We start from the raw sequence: 11,970 nt of genomic DNA, 5'->3' as shown, positions 1-11,970 counted from the left end.
GCCTTGCAGAGGCCCCCGCCGCACCCTACATTTTTGATAAGCTAGAAATAAGGACACCCCCCAATGCCGATGCAAGCCCAAGAAATCGAAGACCTGCTGCGCGAGACATTTCCCGATGCGGAAATCCAGGTTGGTGGCCATGACGGTGTGCACATGTCCGCGATGGTCATCGACGAAAGCTTTCGCGGCAAGAACCGTGTCCAGCAGCAGCGCGCTGTCTATGCAGCCCTGAAGGGCAAGATGGACGGCGCCAACGGCGAGCTGCACGCGCTGGCCCTGACCACCAAGGCGCCTGAGTAACCTGCCATGTCGCTGTTCATGTCTCTTCTGATCCTCGGCATTGTTGTCATGACGGCGGTTGTTGCCCTCGTTGGGCAGCGCCGTGCGCCGCTGGAGGAGGATGACAACGACCCAAATTACCACACCCTGCGCTCCGACTATCAGTCGGGGATGGGCGGCGGCTCCATGCGCACATGGAAGGTGCCCAAGGACCCGGACGAATACGCCCGTTTCTTTGTTCCAAGAGGGAAAAGATAGCCGCAGAGCAGCTCGCCGCGCCAACTTAGCGCCCCGGATTGGCAAGCCGCATGTAATTGCCTATATCATGGCCAACTGATCAACGGCACATTCGCCGAGAGGAAGACGAAAATGACCGACGTAAAAACCCGTATTGATGAAACCGTCAAAGCCAGCGACGTGGTGCTCTTCATGAAAGGCACCAAGGACATGCCGCAATGTGGCTTCTCTTCCCGCGTGGCTGGCGTGCTGAACTACATCGGCGTCGAATACACCGATGTAAACGTGCTGGCGGATGAGGAAATCCGCGCGGGCATCAAGGAATATTCCGACTGGCCGACCATTCCCCAGCTCTATGTCAAAGGCGAGTTTGTCGGCGGCTGCGATATCATCACCGAGATGACCCTCTCCGGCGAACTGGACGGCATGTTTGCTGAAAACGGTGTCGCCTTTGACAAGGATGCCGCCGACAAGATCCGCGAAGCCAACGGCTAAGCCTGTCCCCGCTGGCCTCTTGTTGTGGCTGGCGACCAGAAGATCCGCACCCTCGGCGTTGGCCGGGGGTGTTTTTTTTAAGCACCGTTTGGTTCCAATATCATAGAAAACCGCCGCAATGGGGCTGACCCATGCGGCGGTTTCAAATCTGAGCGTCGCGGTTCGCGGCCTGTCAGCCAGCGGCCCCCTGCTCTTCCAGTTCCTGCGCCAGCGCCTCGCTGCGGGCGGCCAGCTCGGCGAGGGTCTCGGTCACCAGCGGCGGCACCACCGGCACCTCGATCCGCTCAGGCTCCGGTGCCGGGGCGGCGCGCAGCTCGGCCAGCTCTGCGGTGCGCTCTGCCAGTTCTGCCTCAACCTCCTTGATGCGATCCTCGACCGCTGCGGTTTTATCAGCCAGCATCAGCCCCGCCATCAGCAGCATCCGCGCCTCGGGCATACGGCCAATCTGGTCCGACAGCACCTGAGCCTCATCGTCCAGCATCTTGGCCGCCGAATGCAGATAGCTTTCTTCGCCTTCCTGGCAGGAGACTTCGAAACCGCGCCCCCCGATATGAATCGTAACCTCGGGCATCATACATCCTCCCCTTCGGGCATAGGCTGGGCGGTTCGCGGCTGCGTGATCGGCGCCTGGGGCACCAGGGGCGCTGCGGATGCAGGCATCACATCGACGGGCGCCGCCGTCTGGGCAATCGGCGCCGCCTCAGCCGGGGCTGCGGGGGCCGCGCCCTGCGCAGGCTCAGCCGCCAGCAGGGGTTCCAGTTTGGCCAGCACCGCATCGACCTCGGCCTGATCGCTGGCGCGCGCTGCGGTCAGCGCGTCGATATCGGCCTGAAGCGCTGCATTGATCAGCGTCGCATCACCAACACCAGCGGCATTTGCGTCTCGCAGCGCCGCATTGGAGGCCCGCAGCTGATCATTGCTGTGGCGCAGCTCCTGCAGCGTGGCATCCAGACGCAAGAGCGTCTCATTCTGCTGCGCAATCTCTTCGGCACTGGGACCTGCGGGTCGCGCCGCAAGGGTGGCCGTCGCCTGGGCCAGCTCGTCCTGAGCCCGGGCCAGCTGACCGCGCAGCGCCTCCGCTTCGGCCTCAAGCGCGGCTGTATCCACCGCCGCCCCCAGATCATCGGGCTGCTCGGCCAGCTCTTCCTGTAGCCGCGCCAGCGAGGCCTGCGCCTCATCCAGCTGATCCTGCAGGGTTTCGCGGGCGGTGGCCGCCTCGTTGCCCTGCACTTCCAATTCCTGTTTCAGCCGCGCCACTTCGGACTTCAGCGCGTCTTTCTCGGCGGTATTGCCCACCTCGTTGCGCAGCAGCTCGACCTCGGCCTGCAACGCCGCCAGCTCACCGATATCGGCGCCCTGCGCGGGGGCAGCATTGGCCTCAGCCTCCTCCAGCTTGGCGCGCAGAACCTTCAGCCGTTCTTCCAGCTGGGCATTGGCGATCTTTTCCTCTTCCAGCGCGCGGCTGAGGTCGCTCTGCGCAGCAGCCGTCCGTGACTGCGCCTCTGCCTGGGCCTGCGCATGCGCCTCTGCCGAAGCCTGTGCGCCGGCCTGCAATGCTGCGGCACCTGCGCCAATCCGGTCCATTGCCGCCAGGATCCGACCCTGCAATTCTTCGATCTGCTCCATGCCTGCCCCTTTACGACCCCGTGAGTATCTGCCGGTCTTTTCCGCCGGACCCTGCGCCGCGCCATCGCCCCGTTTTTCCGCTCGTCTCCGCAAACGGAGGGCGAATCAAGAGGGATCCGGCGCTGCACATCCAGCTTAGTTCATGCAGGGATAAATTACCCCCTGTTTGCTTTCAACCACTTGCAGCGTCAACTTCGCGCAGGAAGCCGCGCAAACGCTTGATCTTTGCCATATCACTGCTATTGAGCGCTCAGTCTGCCGAAAACCCAGAGGAAAAATCCAGTGGATCTGACAGCCCTGCGCAACGCAAACCCCGAACATTGGACCAAGGCTGCGGCCATCCGTGCCCTGACCCTTGATGCCGTTGCCGCGGCAAATTCCGGCCATTCCGGCATGCCGATTGGCATGGCCGATGTCGCCACCGTCCTGTTTGAAAAACACATGAAGTTCGATGTGGCGACCCCCCAGTGGCCAGACCGCGACCGGTTCATCCTGTCCGCCGGTCACGGCTCCATGCTGATCTATTCGCTGCTCTATCTCATGGGCGATGCACAGGTGACGCTGGATCAGGTCAAGAATTTCCGCCAGATGGGCGCGCTGACAGCCGGTCACCCGGAAAACTTCCTGATTGATGCCGTCGAAACCACCACCGGCCCGCTGGGTCAGGGCATTGCCAATGCCGTTGGCTTTGCCATGGCCGAGGAAATGCAGCGCGCGCATTACGGCCGCAAGCTGGTCGATCACCACACCTATGTGATCGCAGGCGACGGCTGCCTGATGGAGGGCATCAGCCAGGAGGCCATCGGCCTTGCCGGTCGCCACTCGCTGGGCAAGCTGATCGTGCTCTGGGACAACAACAACATCACCATCGACGGCACGGTTGAACTCTCCGACCGCACCAATCAGGTGCAGCGCTTCAAGGCCTCTGGCTGGCAGGTCATCGAAATCGACGGTCACGATCCCAAGGCCATCGACGAGGCCCTGACCGCGGCGAAGAAATCGAAGAAACCCTCGATGATCGCCTGCAAGACCCACATCGCGCTGGGTCACGCTGCACAGGACACCTCCAAAGGTCACGGTGCGCTGACCGACGCCGAGCAGATGAAGGCCGCCAAGGCCGCCTACGGCTGGACCACCGGCCCGTTTGAGGTGCCCGCAGATGTGAAATCCCAGTGGGAAGCCATCGGCCAGCGCGGCGCAGCCGAGCGCGAAGCCTGGGAAGCCCGTTTTGCCGAAGCCTCGCAGCAGAAACAGGACCGCTTCAACCGCGCCTATGCGCTGGATGCGCCCAAGAAGCTGTCGGCCACCATCAAGGCGCTGAAAAAGCAGGTCTCCGAAACCCAGCCGAAGGTGGCCACCCGCAAATCCTCCGAGATGGCGCTGGAAGTGATCAACCCGATCATGCCGGAAACCGTCGGCGGCTCTGCTGACCTCACCGGCTCCAACAATACCAAGACCGGCGATCTGGGCGTCTTTGACACCGACAACCGCAAGGGCCGCTACGTCTACTGGGGCATCCGCGAGCACGGCATGGCCTCGGCGATGAACGGCATGGCGCTGCACGGCGGGATGCGCCCTTATGGCGGGACTTTCTTCTGCTTCACCGACTACGCGCGTCCGGCGATGCGTCTGGCGGCCCTGATGAAGATCCCGACCGTCTTTGTGATGACCCATGATTCCATCGGCGTTGGCGAAGATGGCCCGACCCACCAGCCGGTAGAGCATCTGGCAATCTGCCGCGCGACCCCGAACACCTATGTGTTCCGTCCCGCCGACACCGTGGAAACCGCAGAGGCCTGGGAAATCGCCCTGACCTCGAAGGACACCCCCTCGGTGATGACCCTGACCCGTCAGAACCTGCCCACCGTGCGGACCGAGCATAAGCTCAGCAATCTGACCGCCAAGGGCGGCTATGTTCTGGCAGAGGCCGAGGGCAAGCGTCAGGTGATCCTGATCGCCACCGGTTCTGAGGTCTCCGTCGCGCTGGAGGCGAAGGCGAAGCTGGAGGCCGACGGCATCGGCACCCGCGTTGTCTCCATGCCCTGCATGGAACTGTTCGCCGAGCAGGACGAAGCCTACCGCCGCAAGGTCCTGCCCGCAGGCCCGGTCCGCGTGGGTATCGAAGCCGCCATGCGCGCCGGCGGCTGGGATCGCCTGCTGATGGGCGAGCGCGGCCAGGAAAAGAAAGCCGGTTTCGTCGGCATGGACCGCTTCGGCGCCTCCGCCCCCGCGGGCGAGCTGTTCGAAAAGTTCGGCATTACGGCCGAGGGTACGGTGGCGAAAGTGAAAGAGCTGCTGGGCTGAGGCCCGTCAAACAATAGAAACAGAATAGGGCTCCTGTCGGAGCCCTTTTTTTCGGTTTGAACCACCTATTGCGCGTTGTCAGTTTCGGCCATTTCCTTCAACGCGTCATAGGCTTTCTGTGCATAGTCCAAACGCAGCTCGTAGTTACCGCTGGCGACGATGAATTCTGGAGGTTCTATCCCCGCAGCAAGGAAAGCTTGCTTCATTTGAGTGCCGGAAAGCGGGATATAGTCCGAAGACTCGCCGCTGAATTTGTTGAACAACCGGCCTCCTAACCAGCCACTGCGAGCTTGTGCCTGTTTTGCGGTATGCAGGCGAAAATGGAGGAAACCGTACAACTGTTTCACATCCATGGGGGCGAGGTCCGCTGCCTTGCTGATTGCCGAGAGCAAAGACGCCGTTCCGCCTGTTGCTATTTCACCCGCAGCAACTTGGTTTGGAGTTGGACCGGAAAGAATCTTGATAATCGGCTTCTTCAAAAGCGCCCCCTTAAATCCTAGTAACTGTGTGACTAATTTCTTTCAGTGGCTGGCAGACTTCCCCGAAACCGACGCAATCAACGGCCCCACAACCTTAGTCGCCAGCGGGATCAGCAGCAGCCCCCAAACAACCCCAAACACACCGTCCATCGCCGCCTTGGCACTCCACTCGGCAAAGCCCATCCAGCCCGCAGGCACCGCGTGACCGACGGCGTAGGCCCAGTCGTGGATCAGATGGCCCAGCCAGCCAAAGCCCAGCACCTCCAGCCCGTGGATGATGATGGATCCGCCGACCCAGAGCATTGCGGCGGTGCCGACCACCGACAGGATCCACATCAGCACCGGCATGAATTTTACCAGCCCACGGCCAAGACCGCGCCCGATGGGTGTTGGTGCGTTGCCCGCAAGATACAGCCCCACATCGTCCATCTTCACGATGACCGCAACCGATCCGTAGACCGCCAGCGTCACCCCGATGGCCACCACTGCCAGTGTTGCTGCCTGCATCCACACAGTTGGTGCCTCGATCGCGGCCAGCGCGATGGTCATGATTTCCGCCGACAGGATGAAGTCGGTCTTGATCGCGCCCTTGATCTTCTGCTCTTCCAGATGGCCGGGATCCTTGATGCTCATGTCTTCGTCAATGGCGTGGCTCGCATGGGGGAACAGCACGTGAAAGATCTTCTCGGCCCCCTCAAAACACAGATAGGAGCCGCCGAGCATTAGCAAGGGCGTGATCAGCCAGGGCGCGAAATTCGCCAGCAGCATGGCGACCGGCAGCAACAGGATAAGTTTGTTGAACAGCGACCCACGGGTGATGCGCCAAATGATCGGCAGTTCGCGCGCCGGGGCAAAGCCTTGCAGATACTTCGGCGTGACCGCCGCATCGTCGATGATCACGCCCGCCGTCTTGGCGCCCGCCTTGCCCGCCGCCGCGGCCACATCATCCACCGAGGCCGCAGCCACCTTTGCAATGCCTGCCACATCATCAAGCAAAGCCAACAAACCGCTCATACCCGGTCCCCTTTTCCATTCGCGCGCATTTTGGCCCACCCTATCCTATCGCCTAACAGGTACAAGCCGTTCAGCGCCCGCTTTGTTCCCAATGGTGTTCAATCCGGGGCGCCTCGCACATCCGCCGCAGGGCCGCAAAAACCGTTATCGCAATCAGTCAATTTTGTTACCGCAACCAGTCAAGTTTTGCGCTAACAGTCTGGAATAAAGCCATTTTTAATCTTTTGACCCGAGGGAATGGCAGCTATAGCGAAGGCAATTCTTGCTCGCTTGGAGATACGCATATGACCATCAAAGTCGGGATCAACGGGTTTGGCCGCATCGGCCGCTGCACCTTGGCGCATATCGCAGCCTCGGGCCGGGACGATATCGAAGTGGTCAAGGTCAATGCCACCGGCCCGCTGGAAACCGCAGCGCATCTGCTGAAATACGACTCCGTGCATGGCCGTTTCCCCGGCGAGGTCACCTTGGGTGAAAACACCATGAACCTCGGCCGTGGCGATATGCAGATGTTCTCCACCTATAATATGGACGATCTGGACTGGTCCGGTTGTGACGTGGTGCTGGAATGCACCGGCAAATTCAACGACGGCGAAAAGGCCAAGGCGCATCTGGCGCGCGGCGCCAAGAAGGTTCTGCTGTCCGCCCCCGGCACCAATGTCGACAAGACCATCGTCTTTGGCGTCAATGACGACAAGCTGCGGGCGGGCGACCGCATGGTCTCCAACGGCTCCTGCACCACCAACTGCCTCGCCCCTCTGGCCAAGGTGCTGGATGAAACCGTCGGCATCGAAAGCGGGATCATGACCACGATCCACGCCTATACCGGCGATCAGCCGACACTGGACCGCCGCCACGACGATCTCTACCGCGCCCGCGCCGCTGCCATGGCGATGATCCCGACCACCACCGGTGCCGCCAAGGCGCTGGGTGAGGTGCTGCCAAACCTGAAGGGCCGTCTGGATGGCTCTGCGATCCGCGTGCCGACCCCGAATGTCTCTGCTGTGGATCTGACCTTCCGCTCCAGCAAGCAGACCAGCGTCACCGAAATCAACGCCATCATGAGCGAAGCCGCCAAGGGCCATATGTCCCGCGTGATCGGCTATGAACCCGCGCCGCTGGTCTCGATTGATTTCAACCACACGGAGCAAAGCTCGATTTTCGCGCCGGATCAGACCCGCGTCGTGGAAAACAGCCTGGTGCGCGTTCTGGCCTGGTATGACAACGAATGGGCCTTCTCGGTGCGTATGGCGGACGTCGCTGTCGCGATGGGTCGTCTGGGCTGACCCCGGCACCACGGCCTCTGTGCGCAGCACTTGGCCCGCATGGCTTGTAAGACACCGCCCGGTCAGGCATATCTGGCCGGGCGTATCTTGTTTACCCCGGCCCCAGACCCATCATGACCAATAGAATTGCCCTGTTCCTTGCACTGCTGATCCTGGCTGGTCTGGCCGTGGATCTCTGGCTGTTTGGCACCGGGCATATGGTGTTTCTGGGCAAACGCCTGTTTGAACTGATCGACTGGATTGCCTTCTGGCGCTGATCCGGCGGCGCCGCGCAGATCAGGAACAGGTCACAACACAGTGTTTGCAGACATAAAAAAGCGGCCACGAACCGGGCCGCTCCCAATGTCGCATCTCTATCGCCGCAGGCTGACTATTTCGCCAGCTGGCGGCTCAGCTCGCTCTTGACCATCGGCGTGACGAACTTCGAAACATCGCCCCCCAGCCGGGCGATTTCCTTCACCAGCTTGGAGGCAATTGCCTGATGGCGCGCCTCGGCCATCAGGAACACCGTCTCGACCGAGCTGTCGAGCGCCCGGTTCATACCAACCATCTGGAATTCATACTCGAAATCCGCCACCGCGCGCAGCCCGCGCACGATGATCTGCGCGCCCACGTCGCGGGCGCAGTCGATCAACAGGTTTTCAAACGGATGGGCAACAATCTCGGTGCCGGTCTGTTCGCTGAGCTTGGCGCATTCCGCCTCGATCATGGCGACACGCTCTTCCAGCGAAAACAGCGGCCCCTTGTCCCGGTTGATCGCAACGCCGATCACCAGCTTGTCCACCAGCGCGCTGGCCCGGCGGATAATATCTATATGCCCCAATGTGATGGGATCGAATGTGCCGGGATACAAGCCAATACGCATGGGGCCTCTCCTGCCTGCTGGTTGGTTGCGCGCAAGCAAACATTTTTGTCATCAGGGCGCAAGAGCGTGGAAATACCGACCTGCTCCTGCGCCGTGACGTCAGCCGTCCGATGCGGGAGGACACCGCATCAGACGCGGGGCCACAGCCCCGGGTGCCAGGATCCTGAGGTCAGTGCCCCATGATCATGCCTGCAAGGGCGTCTTTCTCCATCGCGACCTCGGCCAGCTGCGCCTTCACGACATCGCCCAGCGACACCAGCCCGATCAGCTTGCCATCTTCGACCACCGGCATGTGGCGAAAGCGGCCTTCGGTCATCTGCTGTAGCACGTCCTCGACGTTGGACTGGCTGGTGCAGGTGACCAGCTTGCGGGTCATATATTCGCTGGTGGCCTTGCTCAGGCAGCCGGAGCCGCTGCGGGCCAGCTCGCGCACGATATCGCGCTCGGACAGGATACCCTCGGCGGTTTCGCCATCACTGGAGACAACAACAGTACCGATCTTGTGCTCGCCCAGCAATTTGGCGGCCTCGGATATCGTTGCCTCGGGAGCAATGGTGACCACCCCAGAGCTTGCCTTGGACTTCAGAATCAATTGAACCAGCATAGGCGCTCCTTTTTGTAATTTTATTACGTACCACCAAGGGTTGCCCTAACCCGGCATCAAGTCAAGCCTTCCAGCCGGACCACCTCGTCGCGTATGCCTTTTGACAACGCCTGGGCAAACCGGTTCAGCCGGTCGCTGCGCTGATCCCCCTGGTGGCGCACCAGATAAAAACTGCGCGTCAGGCTGATCTTGTCGGTCAGAACCTTGCGCAGGGAGCGGTGCGACGGCAGCGTGAAATCATGCGCCACGCACAGCGCCGTACCCTCCGCCGCCAGTTTGATCTGCACCGAGACTGAATTGGAGGCCAGCGCCACCCGGTCCACCCCAAGATCATTGAGATAATCCAGCTCCCGGTCAAAGATCATGTCAGGAATATAGCCGATCATCTTGTGATCCTTCAGATCCTCCAGCTTTTCGATCGGCGGATGGGCGCGCAGATAGTGGCGCGATCCCACCAGATGCAGTTTGTAATCGGTGATTTTCTGCACCAGCAACTGGCCTGCGGTGGGCGCGCTGACGGTCACCGCCATATCGGCCTCCCGGCGGCTGAGGTTGATGACCCGTGGCAGCGCCACGATCTGGATATCCAGATCCGGGTTCTCGGCCCCGATTCTGGCACAGACCTGCGGCAGCAGATAATTGGCGCTGCCATCCGGCGCACCGATGCGGATCTGACCCGACAGCGTGTCACTGGGGCCGACCAGCGCCTCCTGCCCGGCCCGCATCGCCTGTTCGGCAGCCTCGGCATGGCCCAGCAAACGGTCCCCCGCAGCACTCAGCGCATAGCCCTGCGGGGATTTCACGAACAGCGGCGTGTCCAGCGCCTCCTCAAAGCGCGAGATCCGCCGACCCACGGTGGCCGGATCCATCTTCAGGATCCGCCCCGCCCCCGACAGGCTGCTTTCGCGCGCCACTGCCAGGAACACCCGCATGTCATCCCATTGTGGATCCATGAGCTTTTCCCTCTCCTGCCGTCAACATTCTGTTAACCTTTGCGTTCCTGCAAAGCCTCTTTGAGATCTTTCCTCTTTTCCAGTGTTTTTTGCAAGCCTACGATACCGGCAACTGGAATGTAGGAGGATCCGATGAAAGAACTCGGCCATTTTATCAACGGCAAGCTGGTGTCCGGCACCTCGGGCCGTTTTGACGATGTCTTCAACCCGGCAACTGGCGAAGTGCAGTACAAATGCCCGATGGCCAGCGCGTCGGAGACCACCGATGCAATCGAAAAGGCCGCCGCGGCACAGCCCGCATGGGGCGCCACCAACCCGCAGAAGCGCGCCCGCGTGATGATGGCGATGGTTGGCCTGATGAACCGCGACATGGACAAGCTGGCCGAGGCGCTCTCGCGCGAGCACGGCAAGACCATCCCGGACGCCAAGGGCGACCTGCAGCGCGGTCTGGAAGTGATCGAATACTGCATCGGCGCGCCGCAGATGCTGAAGGGGGAATTCACCGACAGCGCCGGCCCCGGCATCGACATGTACTCCATGCGCCAGCCTCTGGGCGTTGTCGGCTCCATCATGCCGTTCAACTTCCCCGCCATGATGCCGCTGTGGCACGTCGGCCCGGCTCTGGCCTGCGGCAACGCCGTGGTGCTGAAACCGTCCGAGCGCGACCCCTCCGTGCCACTGATGCTGGCTGAGCTGTTCGTCGAGGCAGGCCTGCCCGAAGGCGTGTTCCAGGTGGTGAACGGCGACCGCGAGGCGGTTGACACCATTCTGGACAGCGAAATCATTCAGGGCGTGTCCTTCGTCGGCTCCACCCCGATTGCGCAGTACATCTACTCCCGCGCCACCGCCAACGGCAAGCGCGCCCAGTGCTTCGGCGGCGCCAAGAACCACATGATCGTGATGCCCGATGCCGATCTGGATCAGGCCGCTGACGCGCTGGTTGGCGCAGGCTTCGGCGCGGCCGGCGAACGCTGCATGGCAATCTCGGTTGCGGTTCCGGTTGGTGAGGAAACCGCCGACAAGCTGATCGAAAAGCTGATCCCGCGCATCGAGAAACTGAAAGTCGGCCCCTACACCGCAGGCGACGACGTCGACCTGGGCCCTGTTGTGACCGCGGCCGCCAAGGAACGCATCCTGGGCCTGATCCAGTCCGGCGTTGACCAGGGCGCCACGCTGGTGGTCGATAACCGCGACTTCAAACTGCAAGGTTACGAGGACGGCTTCTTTGTCGGCGCCCACCTGTTCGACCATGTCACCCCCGACATGGACATCTACAAGCAGGAGATCTTCGGTCCGGTGCTTTCCACTGTGCGCGCAAGCACTTACGAGGAAGCATTGAAGCTGGCGATGGATCACGAGTACGGCAATGGCACCGCGATCTTTACCCGTGACGGCGACACCGCGCGCGACTTTGCCTCCCGCGTGAACATCGGCATGGTGGGTATCAATGTGCCGATCCCGGTGCCGCTGGCCTATCACACCTTCGGCGGCTGGAAGAAATCGATGTTCGGTGACCTGAACCAGCACGGGCCCGACAGCTTCAAATTCTACACCCGCACCAAGACCGTGACCTCCCGCTGGCCCTCGGGCATCAAGGAAGGTGGCGAATTCAACTTCAAGGCGATGGACTGAGCTGTCGCCCCAAAACGAGAAAAGGCCCCGGACATTCCGGGGCCTTTTTCCATGGCGCCGCGCGCTCCCGCCCAGATAGAGCGGCAGGCGGGCGTTATTCACGGCACAGGGCCAGAAAAATAAGGGCTTCGACCAATTTATGCTTGTTCCGCCGCGTAACTCGTCTATCCGGTCATGGATGGACAGAAAAACGGCA

14 protein-coding genes are annotated in these 11,970 nt (G+C 61.6%); 7 read left to right on the top strand and 7 right to left on the bottom strand.

The genetic code is table 11. The features are described from left to right. Positions 1 to 63 precede the first annotated feature (63 nt). The 3 genes from VXL81_RS07890 (at position 64) to grxD (ending at position 1,011) form a co-directional block, all read left to right on the top strand. Complete coding sequence (locus VXL81_RS07890) at positions 64 to 300, top strand: BolA/IbaG family iron-sulfur metabolism protein (protein WP_340545715.1); 237 nt, start codon at positions 64 to 66, stop codon at positions 298 to 300. A gap of 6 nt (positions 301 to 306) precedes the next feature. Beyond that, a complete protein-coding gene (locus tag VXL81_RS07885; RefSeq protein ID WP_416541678.1) occupies positions 307 to 537 on the top strand; it encodes a hypothetical protein in 231 nt (76 codons plus the stop codon). 111 nt (positions 538 to 648) lie between these two features. Beyond that, on the top strand, positions 649 to 1,011 hold the full coding sequence (grxD, locus tag VXL81_RS07880; RefSeq protein ID WP_340545717.1) for a Grx4 family monothiol glutaredoxin: 363 nt from the start codon (positions 649 to 651) through the stop codon (positions 1,009 to 1,011). 172 nt (positions 1,012 to 1,183) lie between these two features. Here the strand turns inward: grxD and VXL81_RS07875 are convergent, their stop codons facing one another. Together VXL81_RS07875 and VXL81_RS07870 are read right to left on the bottom strand one after the other, a co-directional pair. After that, positions 1,184 to 1,582, bottom strand: a complete 399-nt coding sequence (locus tag VXL81_RS07875; protein ID WP_340545718.1) for a cell division protein ZapA — start codon at positions 1,580 to 1,582, stop codon at positions 1,184 to 1,186. After that, complete coding sequence (locus VXL81_RS07870; RefSeq protein ID WP_416553670.1) at positions 1,582 to 2,637, bottom strand: hypothetical protein; 1,056 nt, start codon at positions 2,635 to 2,637, stop codon at positions 1,582 to 1,584. The genes VXL81_RS07875 and VXL81_RS07870 overlap by 1 nt, the downstream gene beginning before the upstream one ends. Positions 2,638 to 2,919: 282 nt before the next feature. Here VXL81_RS07870 and tkt point away from each other — a divergent pair, with 282 nt between their 5' ends. Continuing rightward, positions 2,920 to 4,941 carry a transketolase gene (gene tkt / locus VXL81_RS07865; RefSeq protein WP_416553668.1) on the top strand — a complete coding sequence of 674 codons (2,022 nt, stop codon included), beginning with the start codon at positions 2,920 to 2,922 and terminating at the stop codon, positions 4,939 to 4,941. Between the two features lie 65 nt (positions 4,942 to 5,006). Here tkt and VXL81_RS07860 read toward each other — a convergent pair whose 3' ends face one another. Beyond that, on the bottom strand, positions 5,007 to 5,420 hold the full coding sequence (locus VXL81_RS07860; RefSeq protein ID WP_416553666.1) for a hypothetical protein: 414 nt from the start codon (positions 5,418 to 5,420) through the stop codon (positions 5,007 to 5,009). Between the two features lie 42 nt (positions 5,421 to 5,462). Next, positions 5,463 to 6,434: a DUF808 domain-containing protein gene (locus tag VXL81_RS07855; RefSeq protein WP_416553664.1), complete on the bottom strand. Its 972-nt coding sequence runs from the start codon at positions 6,432 to 6,434 to the stop codon at positions 5,463 to 5,465. A gap of 284 nt (positions 6,435 to 6,718) precedes the next feature. On the opposite strand from VXL81_RS07855, the gene gap reads away from it, so the two are divergent. Further along, on the top strand, positions 6,719 to 7,720 hold the full coding sequence (gap, locus tag VXL81_RS07850) for a type I glyceraldehyde-3-phosphate dehydrogenase (protein WP_340545723.1): 1,002 nt from the start codon (positions 6,719 to 6,721) through the stop codon (positions 7,718 to 7,720). A gap of 113 nt (positions 7,721 to 7,833) precedes the next feature. After that, positions 7,834 to 7,977 carry a hypothetical protein gene (locus tag VXL81_RS07845; protein ID WP_340545724.1) on the top strand — a complete coding sequence of 48 codons (144 nt, stop codon included), beginning with the start codon at positions 7,834 to 7,836 and terminating at the stop codon, positions 7,975 to 7,977. 113 nt (positions 7,978 to 8,090) lie between these two features. Here the strand turns inward: VXL81_RS07845 and coaD are convergent, their stop codons facing one another. The 3 genes from coaD to VXL81_RS07830 form a co-directional block, all read right to left on the bottom strand. After that, positions 8,091 to 8,585, bottom strand: a complete 495-nt coding sequence (gene coaD / locus VXL81_RS07840) for a pantetheine-phosphate adenylyltransferase (protein WP_340545725.1) — start codon at positions 8,583 to 8,585, stop codon at positions 8,091 to 8,093. A 169-nt stretch (positions 8,586 to 8,754) separates the two neighbouring features. Then, positions 8,755 to 9,189, bottom strand: coding sequence for a CBS domain-containing protein (locus VXL81_RS07835; protein ID WP_340545726.1), 435 nt, complete (start codon positions 9,187 to 9,189; stop codon positions 8,755 to 8,757). A gap of 56 nt (positions 9,190 to 9,245) precedes the next feature. Beyond that, positions 9,246 to 10,142 (bottom strand): LysR family transcriptional regulator, encoded by an 897-nt coding sequence (locus VXL81_RS07830; RefSeq protein ID WP_416534849.1) that lies wholly within the window; start codon positions 10,140 to 10,142, stop codon positions 9,246 to 9,248. Positions 10,143 to 10,274: 132 nt separating this feature from the next. Here VXL81_RS07830 and VXL81_RS07825 point away from each other — a divergent pair, with 132 nt between their 5' ends. Continuing rightward, positions 10,275 to 11,774 carry a CoA-acylating methylmalonate-semialdehyde dehydrogenase gene (locus VXL81_RS07825; RefSeq protein ID WP_416545958.1) on the top strand — a complete coding sequence of 500 codons (1,500 nt, stop codon included), beginning with the start codon at positions 10,275 to 10,277 and terminating at the stop codon, positions 11,772 to 11,774. The last annotated feature ends 196 nt before the right edge of the window (positions 11,775 to 11,970 follow it).

This window comes from Phaeobacter sp. JH204B (assembly GCF_048055755.1).
In the GTDB taxonomy this organism is placed as follows: domain Bacteria; phylum Pseudomonadota; class Alphaproteobacteria; order Rhodobacterales; family Rhodobacteraceae; genus Phaeobacter; species Phaeobacter bryozoorum.
This window is presented reverse-complemented; position numbering and strand designations above follow the sequence as displayed.